The organism is Pirellulales bacterium, assembly GCA_035546535.1.
Lineage (GTDB): Bacteria > Planctomycetota > Planctomycetia > Pirellulales > JACPPG01 > JACPPG01.
Genome location: DASZWQ010000194.1, coordinates 27741 through 51122, shown reverse-complemented (window position 1 = coordinate 51122; position 23382 = coordinate 27741). Strand labels below are relative to the sequence as shown.

Here is a 23382-nt window from a genome sequence, read left to right as displayed (position 1 = left end):
TCACCCTGTCGTCTCCCGGAGGGCGAGGGGCTGTTAGCGAATCGTTGACCGAAGTCGGAGCACTACGTCAAGCTGACCGTCACCGTCTTCGTCTCGGTGTAGGCGTCCAGTCCGCGTTCGCCGAGTTCCCGGCCCATGCCTGACATCTTGAAGCCGCCGAACGGCGCGGCGGTGTCGAAAACGTCGTAGCAGTTGACCCACACGGTGCCGGCTCGCAGCTTGGCGGCGATGTGGTGTGCCTTGGCGATGTCGCGTGTCCACACGGCGGCGGCGAGACCATAGAACGTGTTATTGCCGCGCTCGATGATCTCGTCGACGTCCTTGAACTTCAGCACCGACAAGACCGGTCCGAAGATTTCGTCCTTGGCGATCGACATCTCGTCCTCGACGCCGGCGAACAAGGTCGGCTCGATGAAGTAGCCGCGGTCGCCGTGGCGCTTGCCGCCGGTCAGGCACTGCGCGCCCTCCTTCTTGCCCAGGTCGATGTAGTGCATGATCTTGTCGAACTGCGCCTGGTCGATTTGCGGGCCTTGCTCGGTCGCCGGGTCGAGCGGGTCGCCGACGTGGCGCGTCTTGTTCATCGCCGCGATCTTGTCGACCACCTTGTCATAGACTTTTTCCTGCACGAACAGCCGGCTGCCCGCACAGCAGCATTGCCCTTGGTTGAAGTACAAGCCGAAGTGCGCTCCGGCCGCCGCGGCGTCGAGATCGGCGTCGGCAAAGACGATGTTCGGGCTTTTGCCACCGAGTTCGAACGTCAGCCGCTTCAAGGTCTGGGAGGCGTCGGCCATGATGATTTGCGCCGTGCGATGCTCGCCGGTGAAGGCCACCTTATCCACGCCGCGATGCTTCACGATCGAAGCACCCGCGGTCGGCCCGTAACCGGGCACGACGTTGATTACGCCGTCGGGGATGCCGGCTTCCTGCGCCAGCTTGGCCATGCGCAGGCAGGTGAGCGGCGTCTGCTCGGCCGGCTTCATCACGATCGTGCAACCCGCGGCCAAGGCCGGCCCCCACTTCCAAGCCACCATCAGCATGGGGAAGTTCCAGGGAATGATCTGGCCGACGACGCCCACCGGCTCGCGCCGCGTGTAAGTGAAATAGTTGCCGCGCACCGGAATCGTCTGGCCGTGGATTTTGTCGGCGAAGCCGGCGTAGTAGCGCAGGCAATCGATCGTCAGCGGCAGGTCCGCGGCACGCGAATCGCGAATCGGCTTGCCATTATCGAGCGTTTCGAGCGCGGCCAGATCATTCAATTCTTCTTCGATCAAGTCGGCCAGCTTGTACATCAAGCGGCCGCGATCGCGGGCGTCCATCTTGCTCCACGGTCCGCGCTCGAGCGCTTCGCGTGCGGCGGCCACGGCCAGGTCAACATCGGCCGCGTCCCCTTCGGCTACATTGGCGATCACTTGCTCGGTCGCCGGGTTCACGGTTTCGAAGGTCTTGCCGCTCTTGGCCGGCTGCCACTTGCCCCCGATGAAGCATTCCGTTTGACGAATCTTGGGCTGTTTGATCGTTTCCGTAGTGGTGGCCATGATCGACCTCCTGGGCGTGGGAGTTTTATGGTCAAGGGTAATGTGCGGCACGTGGACTCAAGAATTGTATCCCTGCCCGCAAGCTGCAACCAGTCAAGGGGATAGCATGGCGGGCCGTCTGCCTGCCGTCGCTTGACAGACGCGGTTGGCCGCCGTCAAATTTGCCATGGGGTGTCGGAGAGATTTCGGGGCAAATTGTAGGAGTTCGAACCGCTTGAAAGAGATCGAATACGCGGCCGCTCACAGCGTCGACGAGGCGGTTGGCCTGTTGGCCGCACGCGGCGATAAAGCCAAGGTTCTGGCTGGCGGGACCGACATTTTGGTGCAGTTGCGCGAAGGGCTGCGCGATGCCGACCTGATCGTCGACATCAAGAAGATCCCCGAGCTGATGAACCTGTCGTTCAGCCCGCAAAAGGGGCTGCACCTAGGAGCCAGTGTTCCCTGTTACCGCGTTTACCGCGACGCGGCCGTGGCTGCGGCTTACCCGGCACTGGCAGATTCGGCCCGCATCATCGGCGGCTGGCAAATTCAAAGCCGCGGCTCGATTGGCGGGAACCTGTGCAATTCGTCACCGGCAGCCGATTCCATCCCCGCGCTGATCGCTCTCGACGCGAAGTGTTTGATCGCCGGCCCCGATGGCCGCCGCACGGTGCCAGTGGCCGAATTCTGCACCAGTCCTGGGCGCAACGTGCTCAAGCGTGGCGAACTATTGGTGGCGCTCGAATTCGCTCCTCCGGCAGCGCACGAAGGCTCGCGCTACCTGCGCTTCATTCCCCGCAACGAGATGGATATCGCGGTCGTGGGAGCGGGCGCCTGGCTGCGACTCAATGCCAAGGGAGATACGATCGAGGCGGCGCGCCTGGGCCTGGCGGCGGTGGCGCCGACTCCGCTCCCCGCGACCGACGTGGCCAAGTGGCTGGTTGGCAAACCGGCCACGGCCGAAACATTTGCCGAAGGGGGCAATCGCGCGCGATTGCTAGCCAAACCGATCAGCGACATGCGTGCCCCGGCCGAATACCGGTTGCACGTCGTGGGCGTCATGGCGACTCGTGCTCTAACCGGCGCCGCCGAACGAGCCCGTGGCGGACACGTCGGCCACTCGCCCAATGGCAAAAAGTATTGACGACGTTGAAACACTAACGAGGCCTGACGATCTAAATCCCTCTCCCTCCGGGAGAGGCGGGAGAGGTTAGGTTAGGGGCGCGGTTGACAGGCGATAATCGCGCTCTTCGACGATGAAGCCTTTGTGGGTAGACAAGACCCTCACCCCGGCCCTCTCCCGGAGGGAGAGGGTCACAGCCTCAAGCGACCGACCACAACTTACCGAGGGATAGCCGCCCGTGGTGAAGAAAGCACACGTCTCGACGACGATTAATGGCGAAGCGATCGAGTTTCTTTGCGAGCCGCGCCAAAGCTTGCTCGAGGTTTTGCGTGACACACTGGAGCTCACCGGCTCGAAGGAAGGCTGCAACAACGGCAACTGCGGCGCCTGCACCGTCATGCTCGATGGCGTGCCGGTCAACAGTTGCCTGGTGCTGGCCGTCGAGGCCGAGGGCGCCAAGATCGGCACGATCGAAGGAATGGCCGACCAGGCGCACCTGCACCCCTTGCAGCAATGCTTCCTGGAAGGGGCCGCGCTGCAATGCGGGATCTGCACGCCCGGCTTTCTGATGGCGGCCAAGGCGCTGCTCGACCATAATCCGCAGCCTACGGAGAAAGATATTCGTTTCGAGCTGGCGGGCAATCTGTGCCGCTGCACTGGCTACGACAAGATCGTCCGCGCCGTGCAAGAGGCCGCCGCGGCTTTACAGGAGAGTTCACGCTGATGGCCACTGATACGCCTCCGAAAAGCAAGTCGAAAGAACCGGCCGCCACGAATGGTGCTGCCGCCAGGTACAAAGTGATTGGCACCCGGCCGGTGCGCCACGACGGTGTCGACAAGGTAACCGGCCGCGCGATTTACGGCGCCGACGTGCAGATGGCGGGCCTGGTGCATGGCCGCATACTGCGCAGCCCTCACGCGCATGCCCGTATTAAGTCGATCGACACGAGCGCCGCCGAAAAGCTGCCCGGCGTCGTGGCCGTCGCCACAGGGCGCGACTTTCCCAACCTGAAGGACAAGATCGCCGACCTGGGCGAGGGCGCGGTCAACCTGGCCCACTTGAGCGCCAACTGCCTGGCGCATGACAAGGCGCTGTACCGGGGGCACGCCGTGGCGGCGGTTGCTGCCACGAGCCCGCATGTGGCCGAAGAAGCGATCAAACTGATCCGCATCGAATACGAGCCGCTGCCGGCGGTGACGTGGGTGCTCGACGCCATGAAAGACGATGCGCCGCTCTTGCACGATAACGTGTTCACCAACGAGATGGGCAAGATCGGCACGACGCCGACCAACGTCTCGATGCACCTGCACTTCGAAAAGGGAGATGTGGGAAAGGGCTTTGCCGAAGCCGACCTCGTGATCGAGCGCGAGTTCAAGACCGCCAGCGTCCACCAGGGCTACATCGAGCCGCATGTTTCGACGGCGCTGTGGAATCACGACGGGCATGTCACGATCTGGACCTCGACGCAAGGGGCGTTTAGCGCCCGGGCGCAAACCGCCGAGCTGCTGCAAATTCCTGTCTCGCAGGTCACCGTGGTGCCCTGCGAAATCGGCGGTGGCTTCGGCGGCAAGATCACGGTCTATCTCGAACCCGTGGCCGCCATTCTCAGCCGCAAATGCGGCCGGCCGGTAAAGATGATCATGTCGCGAGCCGACGTCTTCGAAGGGACCGGTCCCACGCCCGGATCTTTCATGCGTGTGAAGCTCGGCGCCAAGAAAGACGGCCGCCTGACCGCCGGCGAAGCGTGGCTGGCCTATGACGCGGGCGCTTATCCGGGCGGCATGATCGGCCCGGGCTGCATGTGCGTCTTTAGTTGTTATGAACTGGCCAACGCGCGCGTCGATGGTTACGACGTCGTGCTCAACAAGCCGAAAACCGCGGCCTATCGCGCGCCCGGCGCCACGCAGGCCGCCTTCGCCTGCGAATCGGTGATCGACGAGTTGGCCGAAAAGCTGAACATCGATCCGATCGAGATCCGCCTGAAAAACGCCGCCAAGGAAGGGACCCGCCGCGTCGATGGGCCGATCTATCCGCGGATTGGGTTTATCGAGACGCTCGAAGCGGCCAAGAACAGCGAGCATTGGCGCTCCAAGCTCACCGGCCCGCATCGCGGCCGCGGCATCGCCAGCGGATTCTGGTTCAATATCGGGTTGAAAAGCAGCGCCGCCGCCAATGTCAATTCCGACGGCACGGTAACGCTTATCGAAGGTTCCACCGACATCGGTGGCACGCGCACCAGCATCGCCATGCAACTGGCCGAAACGCTGGGCATCGCGGCCGAGGATGTCCATCCGCAAGTTGCTGACACCGACAGCGTCGGCTACACCGACGTCACCGGCGGCAGCCGCACGACGTTCGCCACCGGCCTGGCGGCCTACAATGTCGGCCTTGATCTGCGCGAGCAGATGGCCGCGCGGGCGGCACTCTTGTGGGAGTGCAAGCCGGCCGACGTGAAATGGGAAGACGGCAGCTTCCGCGGCCCCGGCGGCAAAGCAATCTCGTTCAAGGAACTGGCCGGAAAGCTGAATCAAACCGGCGGGCCCGTCGTCGGCCGCGCCACGGTCGATCCCGAAGGACCCAGCAACGGCTTCGGCACACACATCGTGGATGTCGAGGTCGACCCCGATACGGGCAAGGTCACGATCCTGCGATATACCGCCATCCAGGATGCCGGCAAGGCGATCCATCCCAGTTATGTCGAAGGGCAGATGCAAGGCGGCAGCGTGCAAGGGATCGGCTGGGCGCTGAACGAAGAATACTTCTACGACGACTCCGGGCGTATGCGCAACGCGAGCTACCTGGATTACCGCATGCCGACGGCGTTCGACCTGCCGATGATCGACACGATCATCGTCGAAGTGCCGAATCCCGCGCACCCGTACGGCGTGCGCGGCGTGGGCGAAACGCCCATCGTCGCCCCGCCGGCCGCGATCGCGAACGCCATTGCCCGTGCGATCGGACGTCGCTTGCAAGAGCTACCCATGTCGCCCCCGAAGGTATGGAAAGCGATGCAGGAGAAGAAGTAGTCGGTAGCCAGTAATCAGTAGTCGGTAAACGAAATGAAAGTGCGTTCTCGATTAACATTTAGCCGCCATGCTTGCCCGGCGGGAGTCCGCTGACTACTAGCTACTGACTACCGACTACTACTTCCATGGCCACCGTATTCTTTCCGCCGCAGATGCGTGATCTGACGGGCGGTGTCTCGCAGATGACCGCCAGTGGTGGGACGCTGCGCGAAGTGTTGCGGCAGCTCGACGGCGAGTGCCCCGGCTTGTTCGACCGCGTGGTGGTTAGCGACGCGATCGCGCCCGGCCTGGCCGTTTCGATCGATGGCTCGATGACCTCACGGCTCTTGACGCCCATCCGAGCGACGAGCGAAATTCATTTCCTGCCTGCCATCGGCGGCGGGTGAGGGAAATCCTCGCATGCCGTACAGCCATTCGCTGGCCGAACGCGTCCGGACCGCGCTTGTGCGCGAACGGGGCATTACCGAGCGGAGAATGTTCGGCGGCCTTGGCTTTCTCCTGCGTGGTAACATCTGCGTCGCGCTCTGGCGCGACGGCCTTGTTGTGCGGGTCGGGCCTGACGCTTATCACGAAGCGCTAGAGTCTCCCTTTGTCGCTGAGTTCGACGTCACCGGCCGGCCGATGACCGGCTGGGTCGTCGTCGCGGGTGATGGACTCGACGCCGAGCAGGATTTGCGCGACTGGATCAATCGCGGGCTGGGATTCGTACGGTCGTTGCCCGCGAAGAAATCTAAATAGGTTTCGTGATGAATCAGGGAATCGCGAATGAAGGCATGCGGCGGCTTGAGCGAAGAGATTTTCCGCGCGCCAAGGCGGTGCTAGGCCGCGCGTTTTGCGATTACAACCTGATGGTTTATGCGCAGCCACGTGACAAACGCCGTGGACCTGCGGTGGCGCATCTCTACGGTGCCCTCTTGTGGGATTGCCTCGCGCGCGGCGAGGCGTATGCGAATGCCGATTTCACAGGCATCACCGCCTGGCTGCGGCCAGGCACCGACATTCCCAACTTTTGGCAGCAAGTGCAGGCCGGCATGTTGCGGCTGCCCCTGGGATTCGGATTGCGCGGCTTCCGTCGACTGCTCGATTACGACGAAGTCGGTCGGCGGATGCACCACCAGTACGCCGCCGAGCCACATTGGTATCTGGCGGCCATCGGGGTCGAGCCCGGCCAGCAAGGCCGCGGCATCGGCAGCAGCTTGATGAGCCCCATGCTGGCCCAGGCCGACGCCCAAGGAGTAGCCTGCTGGCTCGACACGCATCAGGAACAGAACGTCCGGCTTTACGAGCGGCACGGCTTTCAGGTTGCCGAGCGCACGGCGCCGCGCGGGCACGACATCCCCGTTTATGGAATGCTCCGCCCGCCACAACCACGAGCGTAGACACTGACGTCCGCCGCGCGGCCTTACGTGTGCCGCACAGGCTAAGCTCACAACTCGTACGTGATCCGCCCGCGCTGCTGAGCGCGCGAGATACGGTCGGTCGCGTAGAGCCCGGCAAGCACGAATTCGACGCACGAGGCCCGCACCGCCGGATCACTCGACGCGTTGACCTCGAAAGCCTTGTCCCAGGCGGGCGGCACGCGCTGCAACCGCTGGGCGTAAGCGGCCGATGGGAGCATGTCGCCAACTTCGATCTTCACGCCGTCGCCGAAGATCTTGGCGATCTCCTCCAGTCCGTGCCGGTCGACGTATTGTTCGAAGACGTTGCGGATCGCCTCGGCCACGATGGCGTCGAGCACTTGCCGCTCGGACATTTGATGGCTCCCCATCATGTCGAGTTCCAGTTTGCCCAGTGACGACGAGTAGATGTGCCCCAGGTCGCTGATCCGGGGGACCGCGGGTCGCTCGCCCAGCCGGGCCCCGCGCTGCCGGGCGCTCGCGACCAGGGTGCGATAGTTCGCGATGCTGAACCGCGCGCTCACGCCTGATTGATGATCGACGTATTTCGAGCGCCGGGCGACGATGCTGATCTCCTCGATGATTTCGCGCATGAAGTACGGGACCACGACGGGGAAATCGCCCTCCAGGTCGATGCCCGCCTCTTGCTGCATGATCTGGATGCCCAGGTCGCGCTCGAGCGGATAGTGCGTGTGGATGACCGACCCGATGCGGTCCTTCAATTGCGGGATCACCTTGCCGCTGCGGTTGTACGTCGCCGGGTTGGCCGAGAAGAGAATCAGCACGTCGATATCGAACTTCACCGGAAAGCCGCGAATCTGCACGTCGCGCTCTTCCAGGATGTTAAACAGGCCCACCTGAACCAGCTCGTCCAGTTCGGGCAGTTCGTTCATGGCGAAGATGCCGCGGTGCATGCGCGGAATCAGCCCGAAGTGCAAAGCCTCTTCGGCCGACATGCTGGTACCGCCGGCGAGTTTCGCGGGATCGATTTCGCCGATGATGTCGGCGAACTTGGTGCCGGGCGCCAGTCGTTCGGCATAGCGCTCGCTGCGTGGCCACCAACCGATCGGCACGCGTCCTTCGGGCGTTTCGGCCAGAAAGCGTTTGCAAACGCCGCTGATCGGGTGAAACGGATCGTCGTGCAACGGCGCCTCGGGAATATCGATGTAGGGAATCTCGTCGTCGAGGAACCGTACCAGGGATCGCATCAGCCGGCTCTTGGCCTGTCCCTTTTCGCCCAGGAACAGCATGTCATGCTGCGCGATGAGGGCCAGGTTGATTTCGGGAACGACCGTGTTCTCGTAACCGACGATGCCGGGAAACAGCTCCTCGTCCTCGGCCAGCCGGGCCATGAAGTTATCGTAGATCTCGCGCTTGACGGTTTTCGAGACCCAGCCGCTCTCGCGCAGCTCGTGCAAGTTGGCGGGGCGGACAGTCGAGGTCGTCATAGAGGTCTTTGCTCTGTGTAGGAAGTCAAAATGCTTGTTGGTCGCGTTCGCTGCGGCGTGCAGGCCACGCTTGTCGAGCGCGGGGATCTACTTCGTCGCGGCCTTGTACAGATTGTACGTGATGTGCGCCTGCCCTTGGTGATGCGGTTCGTGCCAGGCGATCACCTGCAAGGCCGTCCGCAGCGACCAACCGCGCTCTTTCAGCAGGCCATCGGGGATCACGTCGAGCCCATTCTCATCGAGCTGCCCGAGGGTCGCTAGCAGTCGTTCGCGCGTTTCGCCCAGCACGCGGCGAATGAAATCGGGCGTTGGTACATCGTCGTCGGGAGTGCTGCCGCCTTTGAAACGCGCGAAGTATTCGGCGTAAGCCGGCGGCTTCGGTTTGCCCAGGCGGTCGCTGGCGAACAGCTCCTCGGTAATGCCAATATGCATCAGTTGCCACCCGATGTGTGCCCGGCCCGGCCCCGGGCGCCAGGCCAGAACGGAGCGAGGGTTCGGCTCCGCATCGACGGTGGATAGTGTCTTGAGGGTGCGATCGCGGTTGAACTTGATCGTTTCAATGACGGTCGACAGCGTGCTCATGCAATCCTCCCTGGAACCGATTGTCTGAGGGGCGCTGCAATAATACCGCGACGGGCAAGCGTGGGCGAGCGGCCTTGCGGCTTCGGAATCCTGTCTGCACCTCAAGCGGTAAATGGCATCCGGACACTTTGCCGAGTATGCTTGGGCGCGCAGAAACACTCGGTCGCCCGCCCCGAATCACGGAGTCTTGATGATGAATCGCCGCATTACTCGAGCGCTACTGTACCTGCTGGGGGCCTGTTTGCTTAGCTCTTCGGCGCGCGGCGCCGAAACCGTCAAACTCTTCGACGGCCGGACATTAACGGGCTGGGAAGGGAACCTGGAGATGTTCCGCGTCCAGGACGGTGCGATCGTCGGCGGCATGTTGGACAAGCGCATCCCGCGCAACGAATTTCTGTGTACCACGCGCGAATACCGCGATTTCGAACTCAATGCCAGGTTCAAGGTGTTGGGCAAGGGAGCCAATGCCGGCATCCAATTTCGTAGCAAGCGGGTTCCCAACCATCACGAGGTATCCGGCTATCAGGCCGACCTGGGCGACGGCTGGTGGGGCTCGCTATACGACGAGTCGCGCCGCAACAAGATTCTGGTAAAGGCCGACCTGGACGCCGTCGACAAAGTGCTCAAACGCGACGACTGGAACGACTACCGCATTCTGGCCGTCGGCAAGCGGATCCAACTGTGGATCAACGGCCTGGCCACGGTCGATTACACCGAGCCGGATGATTCGATCCCGCAAACCGGCGTTATCGGCCTGCAAATCCACGGCGGCCCGCCCAGCGAAGCCTGGTACAAGGACATCACGATCGTAGAGAAATGACGCTGGTCGCGCTCGCGGTGTTTAGGGCTGCGAAGGTCGTCATTCGCCCTCTTTAATGCGCAAGGGGGCGAATTTGTTACATGCAGAGCGAAAAAAGAAATCACGATGGGTCGCTCTGCGGCGTCCGACGGCCATCGACGACTTGGTCAGCGGTGAGGAGCGCCGGGCAAGCCCGGCGGCTAATGTCGATAGGCGAACGTGCCCGCTTACTGACTACTGACTACTAAGGACCGACTACCGCCCCTTGGTCGGTGCGCTTTTGCTGGGAGCGGTCGGCGCTTTGCCCGGAGCGGCCGGAGCCTTGTCCGGCGCCGTCCCCTGAATCTTTGCCAGGGCTTCGGTCGCTGTGCGGCGGACTTCCTCGTGCGGATCGTCGAGCATCTTTTTCAAGAGCGGCACAGCGTCGCGTGCTTCCGGACCGAGATCGCCCAGCGCGCCGGCGGCCTGCACGCGCAGGATTTCATCCTTGGCGGTCACGAGTTTCGTGAGAACCGGAAGCGCCGTGGGCGCGAGTGCCCGATTCGTTGGATCGATCCGCTTGATCGCCCACACGCTGGCGATCGCCAACATCGGCTCCTTGCTGATTTGCTTCTGTAGCGCCGGCACCGTGCTCTTGGCGGTCGGTCCGATGCGCCCCAGGGCCAGCACCGCGGCGTATCGGCAGCCTGGGTCATCCTTCGACAACAGTCCGGCGAGTGCCGGCACGGCCTTCGCGGAATCGGGGCCGATCGCGGCGAGCGCGAGCGCCGCGTCGCTGACCAACTCGTTATCCTTCTCGTTTAGCAGGGCCGTGAGGCCGGGCGCCGCGGCCTTTGCCTCGGGACCGATTTGTCCCAGGGCTCGGACGGCGGCACTGCGCGTCTTTTCATCGGTTAGAGCGGCGGTCAGAACTGGCACCGCTTCGGCACCGACCGTGGCCAGCGCCTCCATGACATGTTCGATGACCGTGGGGTCCATCTCGTCGAGCGCCGCCTTGATGGCCGGCGTGAGTGAAGCGCCCGAACCGTCGATCTCGGCCAAGGCCCGGGCCGCGGTGCGGCTCAGTTGCGGATCTTCGCTGCGGATCGCCTCGGCGATGGCTTCCATCGCGCTGCGCACGGCCGCGGGATCGTCGGGATGGATCCGCGCCATCGCCCACACGGCCACGAGCTTGAGCGTGGCGTCGTCCGACTTGGTCAGCTTATCGAGGGCATCGGCCGCTTCCTGGGCACGCAACTTACCTAGCGCGAAAGCCGCCCCGTAGCGCACGGCCGGCTCGGAATCCTGCAATGCGTCGATGATCGCCGGCACGGCGGTCTTCGCGGCCGCTCCGCCGATCTGGCCCAAGGCGATGATCGCCTGCATGCGGACTTCCGGTTCGGGGTCCTTGACCAGTCCCGTCAGGGCCGGCGCCGCATCGGCAGCCTTGGGTCCGATCTCGGCCAACACGACCGCAGCCCAATGGCGCGAGGTCTTGTTCGATAGCGAGTCGATCAGAGCCGGAACGGCCATCTCGCCCATGTCCGACAGCGCGGCCATCGCCGACATGGCGACGTCGGGCTGCGCGTCGTGCATGACCTGCAACAGGCTGGGAATAATCGCCTTGGGATCAGGCTTCAGACGTCGCAGCGCCTGGATCGCGGCACGCCGCACGTGCGGTTCGTCGTCGACGACGCATTTGCTCATCGCGGCAATGGACTTCTCATCCGAGGCGCCAATCTTGCCTAGGGCCGCCACGCATTGCGTCCGCATGGCAGCTTCCTTGTCGCTCAAATGCTTCGCGAGCGCTGGCACGGCCGACGACGCATCGCGGCCGATCGAGCCAAGGGCCCGGGCTGATCGCCAACGCACGTCGGCATTGGCATTGTCGAGCGCCTTGGTCAAGGCGGGCACGGCCGCTTTCGCGCGCGGTCCTAACCGCGCCAGGCCGTCTGCCGCTTGTTCCGCCGAAGCGCCGTCGAGCGCGGCGGTCAGCTTCGCCACGTCCGGCTCTTGCGCCGCCAGCAACTGCGGCCAGGTCGCCGCAAAACAGAGGCAGACAACGAGCCAAATCAGGCGGCGCATAGGGTCACTCCGGGCACGAAGTTCCGAGATTTGAAACGGGGGCCTGCGCAACATAAGGACTCGACGTCGTCGAGCTTGATGCACGCATTTTTCGAGTATAAACTTGGGTATTTGGGAAGTCTATTGGAATGGACCGCCGGTATTTCGGTCGATTTCGTGCTAGATTCCCGGCCCGCAGCGGAACCTGATATCGGCGGTCGTCGCTAAGATCAAGCATCGCGCCCGCGGTCGACTGCAGGAAGCCCTTTTCGATTTGTCTTGAGAGGAAACGAGAAATGCGCCAGCCGATTAACACGATTGTAGGGACGTTGCTAATCGTCGCGGCCTGTGGAGCACCATGGGCTCGAGCGCAAAACCAGCCGGCTGCTAACCCCGCCACCAACATCACCGTGCGCAACGGCGGAGGCGGTTTCGGCGGAGGGTTTCTACCCTACGGCGGATTCGGCTATGGCGGATTTGGAATGGCGGGCACACCACAGTCGGCGGCCGAATTCGGCTTTGCCAGCATGATCGCCGCTTCGGGCTACGCGAATCTGCAGAACTCAATGGCCGTGCAAAATTATACGCTCGCGCGCAGCCAGGACATCAGCAACCGCATTCAGTGGACTAACGCTTACTACCAGATGCGGCAGGCGCATCGCGCCTATATTGCCGATCACACCCGACTGTCGATGGACGAGATCACGAAGATCGCCCACGATGCGGCGCCCAAGCGACTGGACGCCGAGCAATTGGATCCGACGACCGGCAGAATCCACTGGCCCATCATCTTGCAAGATCCCAAGTACATCGATGTCTGCGACGAACTCGAAAATCTGTTCAAGTCGCGGGCCACGATCTCTGGCTTCATCGGCGCCGAGAGCTATCGCGACATCAACAAGGCTTGCGACCGGTTGATGGGTCTGCTGAAGAGTAACCTCGACGAATACAGCCCCAACGATTTCGAGCAGGCCAAGCACTTCGTAGACAGCCTGCGCTACGAATCGAAATTTCCCGCCTCGGGCTGAGTGATTTCGCTCCGTTGCATGTCGCGATTCTCAACCGGTCGCAGCTTTCTGCGCTCTCCAAAGCCGGGGCACAGCGGATCTGATTCACTGAGACGACTCTGTGACCCAGATCTTTTGTTCACAGTCCTTACTTTATCCCTGCGCGCAAAAAGATCCCTTCCGTCGTGAACCGGCCAGCCTCGTCAGACAACATAATGACAGGCATATGGCTGAACCTGCACATCAGGTACTGACGGAATTGCTGGTCCTCCGCGCTCAGGCAGGGCACGCTGACGCGATCGGCCTGCTCGTGCGCCTTTGGCACGAACGCCTGCTGTGGCATGCGCAACGGCTCGCAGGGCGTGACGACGACGCCGGCGACGTTCTACAGGATGCCTGGATGGACATCGCCCGTGGATTGAACGGCTTGGAGGATCCGGCCCGATTCGGCGCTTGGGCCTATCGAATTGTGACGCGGCGCTGCGCGTTGGGAATACGTCGGCAACAGCGGCGACGCGAAGTGGAGCGACAGGTAGCCGCTGCGGATGTGTCGACAAACGACTGCGCGGCGACCGTCGATGCCGTCGACGACGTTCGCGCCGCACTGCGGCAATTACCTGGGGAGCAGAAGGCCATTTTGGAATTGCGATACGTCGAGGATTTCAACATCAGTCAAATCGCCGAGGCGCTGGGCATCGCCGCCGGCACGGTCAAATCGCGCTTGTTCCACGCCCGCGAACACTTGCGCGCGATTCTTGCGAAGAAGGAGATTTCATGAGTAGCGAAGACAAAATCATAGCGGCCTTGAATCGGTTGGACGACGGCCAGGACGTGGATACGTTGAGCGGAGTGTTGGCCGACATGACGCGGCGCCAATCGTTTTTTTTACGCGCGGCTCCGGCCGTAGGAATATTGGCCTTCATGGGTCTGGCCATTTTCGCGGTCGCGCGGTTTTTCGCCGTCCAGGACGTGCAAGCGTGGATTGGCTACGCGACGCTGTTCGTCGCCAGCCTAATCGCAATGGCGCTCATGAAGCTTTGGCTGTACCTGGTGTGGGTGCGCAACTCGCTGATGCGCGAGATCAAGCGTCTCGAGCTGCGGAGTCTGTCGAGCAGATCTCTATGACGTGCAGATCGGCCGAGCAGAAAAAACTACTCGCCGGCGTCGCGCGGGATCAGCAGCCGGATCACGCCATCGAGAAATCTGGCCAGGCGGTCCGATGCCACAAGCGCGTCCTCTCTCAGCCTCAGCATGTCCTTGGCGCTTCCCGGTCGGCGAAACAATGTGCCCGCCGCGGCCCCCAGCCGGCCAGCCGTCGTTTTCTGGGTGATGAGGCTGTTCAGGTCCTCGGGCAGCTCGTCATCGACGGCGTCGCTGATCACGCGCACCGAGAGAAAGCGCACCTTGTCCTGCCGGCAGACCTCACCGACAGCCCATGATTCCATGTCGACGGCCAGTGCCTGGTGTGCTGCGCCGAGAGCTGCTTTCTCGGCCGGCTTGCAAATCAGTCGATCGACGGTCAGCAAGCGCCCGACGTGGACCGAACGCGAAGACTCCCTTTGCAAATCGATCGAAAGCCGTGCGCCCGAAATATCGAGAATCTCGTTGGCCATGACGATGTCGAAGCGCCGGAGCTGTGGCTGCAGACCACCAGCGAAGCCGGCCGACACGATCCATGCGGGGCGGTGCCCGCGAATGAGCGCTTGGGTGCCGCGCGCCGCGGCAGCACGTCCCGCGCCGGTCAGCACCACGGCGATGCGGCGGCCATCGAGCAAGCCCGAGCGCACCAGGAAGCCATCGCCTTTGGTGGTCACGACGGTTGCGAGCAAATCCTCGGTGCCGCCCGACTCGGCCGACAAGGCGAAGACGATGCCTACGTCGCACGGCAGATCATCTGCGTGGGCGGTCGCTTGGGCGCTAGCGCGTGCGGACAGCTCTTCTTGCACCGCGCCACGAACCCGATCGCGCAGGTTGGCCTGAGCTTGTTGAGCGAGCCAGCCACGCAAGAGCCAGGCGAGATTCACAGCGGGATTCCCTCGTAGCGGAGCAAAGAGTGCGCACGGTGCGCGCGACGAGAAAATCGTACCATAACCGCGCACGGCAAGCGCCCGGCGCGGCGGCTCGGCTGTTTACGTCAACTGCCAGAGGGCCATTTTCAGCGTGTCGCCCAGGCGCTTGTTCACGCCCAGCACGGCGGCCGGCTCGAAGCCGCAGTGGACCATGCAATGCTCGCAGCGCGGGTCGTTGCCCCGGCCGAGCTTGCTCCAATCGGTCAACTGCACCAGGTCGTCGTAGGTCTTATGGTGCGTGTCGGTAATCAGGTAGCAGGGGCCTTTCCAACCGCGGATATTGCGGGTGGGATTGGCCCAGGCGGCGCATTGCAATTCGCGCTCGCCGCGGAGGAATTCCAAATAGATCGGCGACGTGTTCAGCTTGAACCGCTTCAGCAACTGCTTGGCCTCGCGGAATTTCTTGTGGACGTCGTCGCGGGTCATGAAGATCTGTTGCGCGCCGTCAGGATTCGTGCGCTGCACGGCGTCATAGCCGTAGGCCGGCGACATCATGAAGCCGTCGACCCCCAACTCGGTCAGGTAAGCCAACAGAACGGCGATTTCGTTCATGTTGGTTTCCTTGTAGATCGTCGTGTTCGTACACACCAGGAAGCCGTGCTCCTTGGCCACCTTGATTCCGTCGACGGCTTCTTCGAAGACGCCCTTGCGCTCGACGGCCAAATCGTGCGATTCTTCCATGCCGTCCAGGTGGACGTTGAAGAAGAATCGCGGCGTCGGCTTGAAGCCGGCGATCTTCTTGCGGATGAACATGCCGTTGGTACACAAGTAGACGTGCTTCTTGCGCTCCAGGATCTTGGCCACCAGCTCCTCGATGGCCGGATAGATCATCGGCTCACCGCCGCAGATGCTGACGATCGGCGCGCCGCATTCGTCGACGCTGGCCAGGCACTCGTCGACCGTGAGCTTGTCCTTGATCGTGCTCACGTACTCGCGAATGCGTCCGCAGCCGGTACACGTCAGGTTGCAGGCGTGCAACGGCTCCAGCATCAGCACCAGCGGGTACTTGTCTGCGCCGGCCAAGCGCTTGCGCAGCAGGTACGACGCCATCGTGCGTGTCAGCGAAAGCGGAAACCGCATGGTGCACTCCTGATCGAAAGACGAAGTAGGTCGTTGCCACTCGCGGCGCTTGATTAAGCGGCGGCCGTCGCATTGAGCGACGGCAAGTCGACGCGCCCACTTGTGCCCATGGCCTTGGACCATTGCGCCAATGCCATGAGCGGGAAATAAATCGGATACCAGTGATAGCGCAAATAGAAAACCTGTGGAAAGCCAGTGCCGGTGTATTCCGGTTCATCCCAGGTGCCATCGTCACGTTGAGTCTCGATGAGGTAGCGAATGCCGCGCAGCACGGCTGGGTGATCGTGCAAGCCCGCTGCCACAAGGCCTGAAACGGCCCAAGCCGTTTGCGATGCCGTGACGACTCCCTGTCCACGCAGCGAGGGATCGGCGTAACTGTCGGGCGATTCGCCCCAGCCGCCGTTTTCTTGCTGATAAATCAAGAGCCAGCGGGCTCCGGCCTGCATGGCGGGGTCGTCGCCCGGCACGCCCACGGCGGCCATTCCGTTGAGCACCTGCCATGTGCCATAGATGTAATTCACGCCCCAGCGGCCGAACCAGGCACCGTCAGATTCCTGCGTCCTGCGCAGATAAGCTACGGCACGGTCCACGGCAGGCTGCCCTACGCGATGGCCGAGTTGACCGAGGGATTCCAAGACCCGCGCGCTCAGGTCGGGCGTGCTGGGGTCGATCATGGCGTTGTGGTCGGCAAACGGCACGTAGCACAGGAACTCGCGGTCGTTGTCGCGGTCGAAGGCTCCCCAGCCGCCATCGCGATTCTGCATCGCGACGACCCATTGGCTGCCGCGCTCGATCGCCGCGGTGGTTTCCTCCAACGTCGGACTGGCATCGTCGCGGCTCGAAGCTTTTTGCGATGCGAAACGTGTGCTCGCGACGCCACTGGTCGATGTCGGCAGCGAGGCGAACTGTTCCTCGAGCGCCATCAGCACCATCGCCGTATCGTCGAGGTCGGGATAATGCGAGTTGGCGTATTCAAAGCACCAGCCGCCTGGTTCGGCGCGCGTGGTTTTGGCCCAGTCACCTTCTTGTCGTATTTGTCGGTCGAGCAGCCAGCGAATGCCCGAGGTGAAAGCCTCGTGCTGTGCCGATAGCCCGCTGGCGGCCAAGGCACGCAGCGTGATCGACGTATCCCACACCGGCGACTTGCAGGGTTGCAGCCGGATCATGTCTCCTTCTTCGATCAACAGGCCATCGAGCCGCTCGTAGCAATACTTCAATTCCGGCGAATCATCCGTGTAGCCCAGGCAGCGTAGCGCCACGATGCTCCAGATCATGGGCGGAAAGATCGCGCCAAGCCCGTCGCTACCGTGAAAGCGTTCCAGCATCCATTGCTTCGCGGCTTCGAGAGCCTTCTTGCGCCGCGGCAACAAGTTCCAGCGCTGGCAAAAATGCATCGCCTTGTCGGTCAGGCGGAAGAAGCGGTCCCAGCTAAACAGGCCGGTACCCCCTTTCAGGCCGGGGCAGCGCACCGGAGGGAGATTTTCCGGGCCGTTCAGGAACAACTCGCGGATACCCAGTTCGGGATCCAGTTTCGCGACCGGTTGACAGGCCGACATCACCGACAGCGGCACGAGCATCGTCCGCGTCCAGGCGCTGACCGAGTACAGATTGATCGGGAACCAGCGCGGCAGCAGCATCACCTCGGGTGGCACGGCCGGGCACTCGTCGTAAGAGATCTGGCCCAAGAGCGCCAAGTAAAACCGCGTGAAGCTATTCACCGCATCGGCGCCGCCATTGGCGAGAATCGCCTTGCGGGCCCGCTGCATGTACTCCGCTTCCGGGTCGTGGCCGGTCATCTTCAGCGAGAAATAGGCCTTCACGCTGCCGCTGATGTCCATCCTGCCGCCGGGATACAGCGTCCAACCGCCACAGGGCAATTGCCGCGAGAGAATGTATTGGGCCGCCTTGCGCGCCACGGGCGTGCGGTGTCGGCCAAGATAGGCCAACACGCACAGGTATTCGCTTTCGAGGATCGTGTCCCCCTCGAGTTCGGCTACCCAGTGGCCGTCCGGGTGCTGCTGGTCGAGTAGCCAACCTTGCGTGCGCGACATGGCTTCGCGCAATTGCTCGGCGACGCCTTCGTAAGAAGTCAGCGGCTCGACGTCGTTTGCCGCCCGCCGCGCGTCAAATCCTGCCGTGTTACCTGTTCGAACGTTGAGGCTCGCTTCCATTCGATGCTGCTCTCGCTACCGGGCGATACTTCCATGATCCGCCGGACCGCTGACGCGGTTGAAGGGGCAGTCTACGTCACTGGAAAGCTCCGGACAATATCAGTGATGAGAGCGTCCTGGCGATGCGGGCAGGAGCGAAATCATTTGCCAGCACTGCTAGCAGCGGCCACCGGAAAGATCTGATAGCGCAAGGGGCGCTGCTGTTCGTCGACCAGCGGAAGCGCTTGGGCGAGCACACCGGTCCGCACCAATTCGTCGAAGAGCGACGGCCGTATGTAATCGGTAAATCCATAATTGCCGGGTGAACGATAGCGTTCGATTTCGTTCCACGCGACCGCGACATAAGTCACGCCAAGTTCGGCGAGGGCCAGGCGCCGCTCGTCGGTCGTGCGCCCGGTCATCAGCGTCTCGAAGCGGTCGCGATCAAAGACCGTGTTGTAGAGAACCGGCATCCGCAAATCGAACACCTCGGCGTCCGCCACGGTGAGAAGGACGTCATCTTTCGTCAGCTTGTCGTTCAAGAACTGATGTCCGACCTGCACGCGCTCGGGATCTTCGAGCAATCGTTTGGTGCTGACGAAGTAGGAAATGTCACCGGACCCACCGCCAACGATCAGGACTAAATCGAGCGCCAGGCAGCCGGCGATCACGGCCTTCACCGGCCATCGCCAGGGCACGACCGCTCCGGGGCTGACCGCCAGGCCGGCAAGGAAAGCCAGCACTGGCATCGCGGGAATCCAGAATCGATCGATGCGGTGCGTGAACAGCCACCAGACGGCGAGTATCACGAGCGCATACGCCGCCAGCCCGAGGCCCAAGCGCCGATAGCAGCTCGTGGCGACGCCCAGAATGGCCAGCGGCAGCATCAGCGGATTAAGCCAGGCACTGCGCCAAGCGATGTTGGCCGTCGACGCCATCAGTTGCCCAGGGGCAAAGCCGGGAGGGCGGTGAGCGCGCCGCCATTGGGCATCCAGCTCGGCGTCCCGCGTGCGACCGTCGAAAATGCGGAACGCCAGGGGATAGACCGGATTGTCCGCAAGCACCCAGTTTTTCACGAACCATGGTCCGCAGGCCAGGCAACCGGCGATCGCAAAGGCCGCGACGGGCCGAAGCCAGTCGAGCGGCGAGAGGCGTTCGGCGTCAGTAGTCGTAATGTTGCCGACCTGCACGCGCGCCTGCCGCCAGGCACGAACGGCCACTACGACGCCGGCCGGGATGAGAACGTACAGCACATTCGGATACTTACAGGCGGCCGCCGATCCGGCGAGGAACCCGGCCATCAACAGTCGTAAGGAATCGGCAGCGCGGTTCTCACGCCACCAGATGATGACCGCGTAGACGGTACCCCACAGATAGAGGGCCGAAAAACCTTCGACGAGCCCCAGCGTCGATACGCGAACGATCCAGGGGGTCGAGATGTACGTGAGCGCCGCGAGGACGCCGGCCGTCGTGCTGACGAAACGCTGACCAGCCGCAAACAGGCCCAGCATGGTCAGCGGGGCGGCAAGAGCGATCATGGCCTTGCCGACGAGTCCGCCGAACCACCAATCGCCGGTTACGACCATTGCCGCCAGCGGCAGCATTTCGCTTCCCAGCGGCATGTTGCCGTAGACGTTGTGCGGCAGAAAGGAAATCCGGCCCGACTGATAGAATTCTTTGGGAACCTGGAGATGGTATTCGCGGACGTCGAACTCGGTCGGCGTCAGGGCTCCGCCGATCGTGATTGCAATCACAAAGGGTGCTGCCCACCACAGCCAGCGCCGCGCGTCCGGGTCGACATCGACGTGGTTCGCGTCTTGCTGGCGAGCCGCGCGGAAAGGGCGCATCTGCCACAAGCGCATCAGCCCCCAGGCCGCGGCGCCAAGGATGGGCGCGAGAAACAGCGCTCGATAGGGCAGACCGCCGGCCAATCCTACCAGCAGCGTGTAGAGTGACACGATGCCACAGCCGGCGCAGGAGGAGAAATATGCCTGCTCCAGCTTCGTAAGACCGGCGAAAGCGCCAATCTTGTTCAGGACTGCAAAGCCCACAAGTGCGCATACGGATAGGAATACCGCGGCGGGCAACAGCACGCCCAGCCGATCGCCCAGGGCGAATTCGGCCGGCTCTCCAAACCACTCGGTGGCGGCCTCGTCGGGAAGCAGCAAGATGTGCAGAATAGCCTCGGCGCGCGAAGCGCCGCCCAGGTCGGGCAATCGCGCGAGAAAGAACAGCAACAGATAACCGACCACGAGCGCGATCGCGATCGTTGCGAGCCACCGGGCGCGCGGAGACACGTTTTCCGGTGCCCGACCGTCGCGCCGCCGGCGGCTGTCGCTCTTCGGCCTTGTCATATCGACGCCGGCACTATTTCTTCAAGTACCGGTCGAACCAGGCAGTTACCGCGTCATATTGATTCAGGATCCCGGGCCACCACGAATGGCCGCCGCCCGGCTGCACGATCAACTCGACCGGCAGGCCGACGGCTTCGCACTTCGCCTTGAAGATCTCGGACTGCTGCAAGGGTACGGTCTTATCCTTGTCGCCGTGGATTAACAGGATGGGCGGGTCATCGGTCGTGACGTGGTAAATGGGCGAGATCGAACGAAGCTGTTCTTCAGGCTCTTTCAACTCGCCGAACAAGCTCTTGAGAAAGCCGGGCCGCTTTTCTTCGATCTCCTTCCACCCGGCTTCGCTCCCCCAGTTGATCATGTCGGTGGGCGGGAACCAGGCGACGATCGCCTGGACACGACTGCTCTGCTGTTCGACGACGTCTTTGGAATCCTTCTTACCGTCATCGCCGGTCAGCCCGACCATCAACGCCAGGTGACCACCCGACGAGCCGCTGGTAATGCCCAGGCGCGCGGGATCGACGTGATAATCGGCCGCGTGCAATCGCACGAAGCGCACCGCGCGGCGGATGTCCTCGACCATCTCGGGCACGAAGTAGCGCGGCCCGCTGCCATGCCGGGTGACAAACAGCGTATGCCCTCCCTTGAGCAGTCCCTGCACCCAATGCTCGCGCTTGCGCGGTTCTTCTTCGGCCGGCACGTTCGATTTGCGCGATCTCCATCCGCCGCTGGAAATGAGGATGATGCCGATTCCCTTGGCATTTTCCTGCGGCGTTAGAACGTCCATCGTCAACGCCAAGCCATCCTTGTGGCCGTATACGACGTCCTCGATGGCCGTGCAGGGAACCGTCTTGGAATCTTCGGCCCACGAACGTCCGGCGAGCGAAAACAGGATCGCCAATGCGGCGACAAGCTGACTGCGAATCAAAGGTGACCTCCCAAAAGGTGACATTGCGTCACGAAAGTAAAGTGGCATATAGGAAACGGGTGGGCGATAGCGCCGGCGCGCTCAAAGTGTCTTCAGGTACTCCATGACGGCCTGCTTTTCGTCCTCGGCCAGGTCGTCGGGAAAGGTGTGGCCCGCCGCGCTTTTGCTGGACAGGCGCGTGTCGAAATAACGACGCTTCTCGGCCGCGTCCTTGGCCGCCGCAGGCAGATCGTCGAGAGTTGTTACTTCCAGACCGACGCGCGTCTGGTCGTAGCCGTCTTCGGTGCGCAGCCAGACGACAGGGCGCGAATCAGAATGAAACAAATGCCATAAGGTCGGCACCGAGCCATTGTGCAGGTACGGAGCCGAGGCCCAGACGCCATCCAGCGGCGGAGCCACGTAGCCCTCAGGCTTTTCGACGGCAGTGCGTTTTCCGTCCTCGCCCAGCCAGCCGACCCCAAAACGACGGCGATGTTCCGCTGGCATGCCGGTCAAACGCACCGGGTCGGTGTTCACGACATCGATGGGCACGCGCTTTTCAGGATATTCTCCGGCCGGCCCGTAAGTGCCATGACATTCCGCGCAGGCGCGGCGAAAAATCGGTTCGCCCCGGGCGGCAAGCTCCTTGTCGATCTCGAACGGATATTTCGGCGCCTCAAGCGATTCGATCCAGGCCAGGATGTCGCGAAAATCCTCTTCCCATCCCTTGATCGTGGCCGAGTCATTTTCCGGGTAGAGCGCGAACTGCATGATCGTGCGCGGCGACTTCTCGGCAAAGCCGTCGATATACAATCGCTTTTTCTTCTTCACGTTCCACAAAGGGGGCGCGTCGAGGTCGTGATGCGCAAAGGGTGGCATCTGCGCGTCGAAGTGAACGTTCATGTCATCGTCGCGAAGCGCCGTGAGCTGAATGCTGAACACTTGCGCGTCGATGGTGCCGTTGCTTGCGCCCAAGTAGGCCGTCAAACGACTCAACTGCCACGGCGCGGGCTTGCCGCCGGCCAGCATCCACGCGCGCATCACTTCGTGCGTGAGTGTCGTGAAGGCGAAGTGCGAGTTGCCGAGGCCCGGCATCGAGCGGCCCGCGACCTTGCCGCCGTGGCACGACAGGCACGTCAACGACCATCCGCCGCGACCGTCGCTGATATAGGCCATCGGAATGCCGGCCGGATCCTCGGGTGCCTCGATCAATCCGTAACGCGAGAGGGCCATCTTGCGCCGTTCTTCGGGGGTCGCCTCCTTGGCCGCACCCTGCAGAGCCGAGGGCCAGGCCCGCCAGATATTGTCGAACGCCGAGGCTGGAAATTCCGCAGGCAGGTACGGCTTGCCGCGCAGCAGTTGGTAACCGCGCGCGGCGGCGTCCGCGTCCGTCGATGCAACCGCCCGAGCGATTGGTCCCTTCGCATCGCACCCCGCGGGCTCATCGGCCGAGCAGCTAGCGACATGCGGAAAAAAAGTCGCGAGAATGAGGAATGTGCCGACCGCAGACAGATTTCGCGCCCGGAGTGACATAACTTCAATCGCCCCCATCCTTGGTCGAGAGTAGCAGGCCGCGACAAGCGCCAAACGTCGTCGGCTTCAAGAAAAGTAGCGCACGCAGAACAATTTATCATAGTACGCGCCCCCAGGCGTTCGATAATAGCGACCGCCGCACCGCGGTCGTGAAGCAGCGACCGTCGAAGCCGGGGAGTTCGAGGCGACTGGCAGGACAGCCTTTCTGTCCGGACACCCGGGACGGTAGCCACAAGTTGCAACCATGCAAGGGATTAACGCGTTCCGCTCGATGGCGGTGGGCGGCCAGCAAAGGCCCGAGATTAACTTGACTTAGCCCGTGGGCCCCTCGACAATCATGCCAGCGGGCCGC

The 23382-nt window shown here is 62.8% G+C and carries 20 protein-coding genes; 10 read left to right on the top strand and 10 right to left on the bottom strand.

Annotation, left to right across the window (positions count from 1 at the left end; all coding sequences use genetic code 11):
* Window positions 1-62 precede the first annotated feature (62 nt).
* On the bottom strand, window positions 63-1535 hold the full coding sequence (locus tag VHD36_22715; protein HVU90162.1) for an aldehyde dehydrogenase family protein: 1473 nt from the start codon (window positions 1533-1535) through the stop codon (window positions 63-65).
* A 214-nt stretch (window positions 1536-1749) separates the two neighbouring features.
* Here VHD36_22715 and VHD36_22710 point away from each other — a divergent pair, with 214 nt between their 5' ends.
* From VHD36_22710 to VHD36_22685, 6 genes are all read left to right on the top strand, one after another.
* Window positions 1750-2658 (top strand): xanthine dehydrogenase family protein subunit M, encoded by a 909-nt coding sequence (locus tag VHD36_22710; GenBank protein HVU90161.1) that lies wholly within the window; start codon window positions 1750-1752, stop codon window positions 2656-2658.
* A 217-nt stretch (window positions 2659-2875) separates the two neighbouring features.
* Window positions 2876-3361: a (2Fe-2S)-binding protein gene (locus VHD36_22705; GenBank protein HVU90160.1), complete on the top strand. Its 486-nt coding sequence runs from the start codon at window positions 2876-2878 to the stop codon at window positions 3359-3361.
* Window positions 3361-5664, top strand: coding sequence for a xanthine dehydrogenase family protein molybdopterin-binding subunit (locus VHD36_22700; GenBank protein HVU90159.1), 2304 nt, complete (start codon window positions 3361-3363; stop codon window positions 5662-5664). Before VHD36_22705 ends, VHD36_22700 begins: the two co-directional genes overlap by 1 nt.
* Before the next feature lie 125 nt (window positions 5665-5789).
* Complete coding sequence (locus VHD36_22695; protein HVU90158.1) at window positions 5790-6050, top strand: MoaD/ThiS family protein; 261 nt, start codon at window positions 5790-5792, stop codon at window positions 6048-6050.
* 13 nt (window positions 6051-6063) lie between these two features.
* Window positions 6064-6402 carry a TfoX/Sxy family protein gene (locus VHD36_22690; GenBank protein HVU90157.1) on the top strand — a complete coding sequence of 113 codons (339 nt, stop codon included), beginning with the start codon at window positions 6064-6066 and terminating at the stop codon, window positions 6400-6402.
* Between the two features lie 35 nt (window positions 6403-6437).
* Complete coding sequence (locus tag VHD36_22685) at window positions 6438-7043, top strand: GNAT family N-acetyltransferase (protein ID HVU90156.1); 606 nt, start codon at window positions 6438-6440, stop codon at window positions 7041-7043.
* Window positions 7044-7090: 47 nt separating this feature from the next.
* Here VHD36_22685 and VHD36_22680 read toward each other — a convergent pair whose 3' ends face one another.
* Entirely contained in the window at window positions 7091-8509 is a 1419-nt protein-coding gene (locus VHD36_22680) for a magnesium chelatase (GenBank protein HVU90155.1), read from the bottom strand.
* A gap of 87 nt (window positions 8510-8596) precedes the next feature.
* Window positions 8597-9091 carry a DinB family protein gene (locus tag VHD36_22675; protein HVU90154.1) on the bottom strand — a complete coding sequence of 165 codons (495 nt, stop codon included), beginning with the start codon at window positions 9089-9091 and terminating at the stop codon, window positions 8597-8599.
* 190 nt (window positions 9092-9281) lie between these two features.
* Between VHD36_22675 and VHD36_22670 the strand changes: the two genes are divergently transcribed.
* A complete protein-coding gene (locus VHD36_22670; GenBank protein HVU90153.1) occupies window positions 9282-9911 on the top strand; it encodes a DUF1080 domain-containing protein in 630 nt (209 codons plus the stop codon).
* 234 nt (window positions 9912-10145) lie between these two features.
* On the opposite strand, the gene VHD36_22665 is transcribed toward VHD36_22670, so the two are convergent.
* A complete protein-coding gene (locus VHD36_22665; protein HVU90152.1) occupies window positions 10146-11954 on the bottom strand; it encodes a HEAT repeat domain-containing protein in 1809 nt (602 codons plus the stop codon).
* 275 nt (window positions 11955-12229) lie between these two features.
* Between VHD36_22665 and VHD36_22660 the strand changes: the two genes are divergently transcribed.
* The 3 genes from VHD36_22660 (at window position 12230) to VHD36_22650 (ending at window position 14065) form a co-directional block, all read left to right on the top strand.
* Window positions 12230-12961 (top strand): hypothetical protein, encoded by a 732-nt coding sequence (locus VHD36_22660; GenBank protein ID HVU90151.1) that lies wholly within the window; start codon window positions 12230-12232, stop codon window positions 12959-12961.
* 100 nt (window positions 12962-13061) lie between these two features.
* The gene (locus tag VHD36_22655; protein HVU90150.1) at window positions 13062-13718 is read left to right on the top strand and encodes an RNA polymerase sigma factor; all 657 of its coding nucleotides are present in this window, start codon (window positions 13062-13064) and stop codon (window positions 13716-13718) included.
* Entirely contained in the window at window positions 13715-14065 is a 351-nt protein-coding gene (locus VHD36_22650) for a DUF6768 family protein (protein ID HVU90149.1), read from the top strand. The genes VHD36_22655 and VHD36_22650 overlap by 4 nt, the downstream gene beginning before the upstream one ends.
* A gap of 26 nt (window positions 14066-14091) precedes the next feature.
* On the opposite strand, the gene VHD36_22645 is transcribed toward VHD36_22650, so the two are convergent.
* From VHD36_22645 to VHD36_22620, 6 genes are all read right to left on the bottom strand, one after another.
* Window positions 14092-14964 carry a hypothetical protein gene (locus VHD36_22645; GenBank protein HVU90148.1) on the bottom strand — a complete coding sequence of 291 codons (873 nt, stop codon included), beginning with the start codon at window positions 14962-14964 and terminating at the stop codon, window positions 14092-14094.
* A gap of 105 nt (window positions 14965-15069) precedes the next feature.
* Window positions 15070-16089, bottom strand: a complete 1020-nt coding sequence (gene hpnH, locus VHD36_22640) for an adenosyl-hopene transferase HpnH (GenBank protein HVU90147.1) — start codon at window positions 16087-16089, stop codon at window positions 15070-15072.
* Between the two features lie 53 nt (window positions 16090-16142).
* Window positions 16143-18260 (bottom strand): terpene cyclase/mutase family protein, encoded by a 2118-nt coding sequence (locus tag VHD36_22635; protein HVU90146.1) that lies wholly within the window; start codon window positions 18258-18260, stop codon window positions 16143-16145.
* 140 nt (window positions 18261-18400) lie between these two features.
* Complete coding sequence (locus VHD36_22630; GenBank protein HVU90145.1) at window positions 18401-20593, bottom strand: hypothetical protein; 2193 nt, start codon at window positions 20591-20593, stop codon at window positions 18401-18403.
* A gap of 13 nt (window positions 20594-20606) precedes the next feature.
* Complete coding sequence (locus VHD36_22625) at window positions 20607-21518, bottom strand: prolyl oligopeptidase family serine peptidase (protein HVU90144.1); 912 nt, start codon at window positions 21516-21518, stop codon at window positions 20607-20609.
* Window positions 21519-21599: 81 nt separating this feature from the next.
* Window positions 21600-23030 (bottom strand): cytochrome c, encoded by a 1431-nt coding sequence (locus VHD36_22620; protein HVU90143.1) that lies wholly within the window; start codon window positions 23028-23030, stop codon window positions 21600-21602.
* Window positions 23031-23382 lie beyond the last annotated feature (352 nt).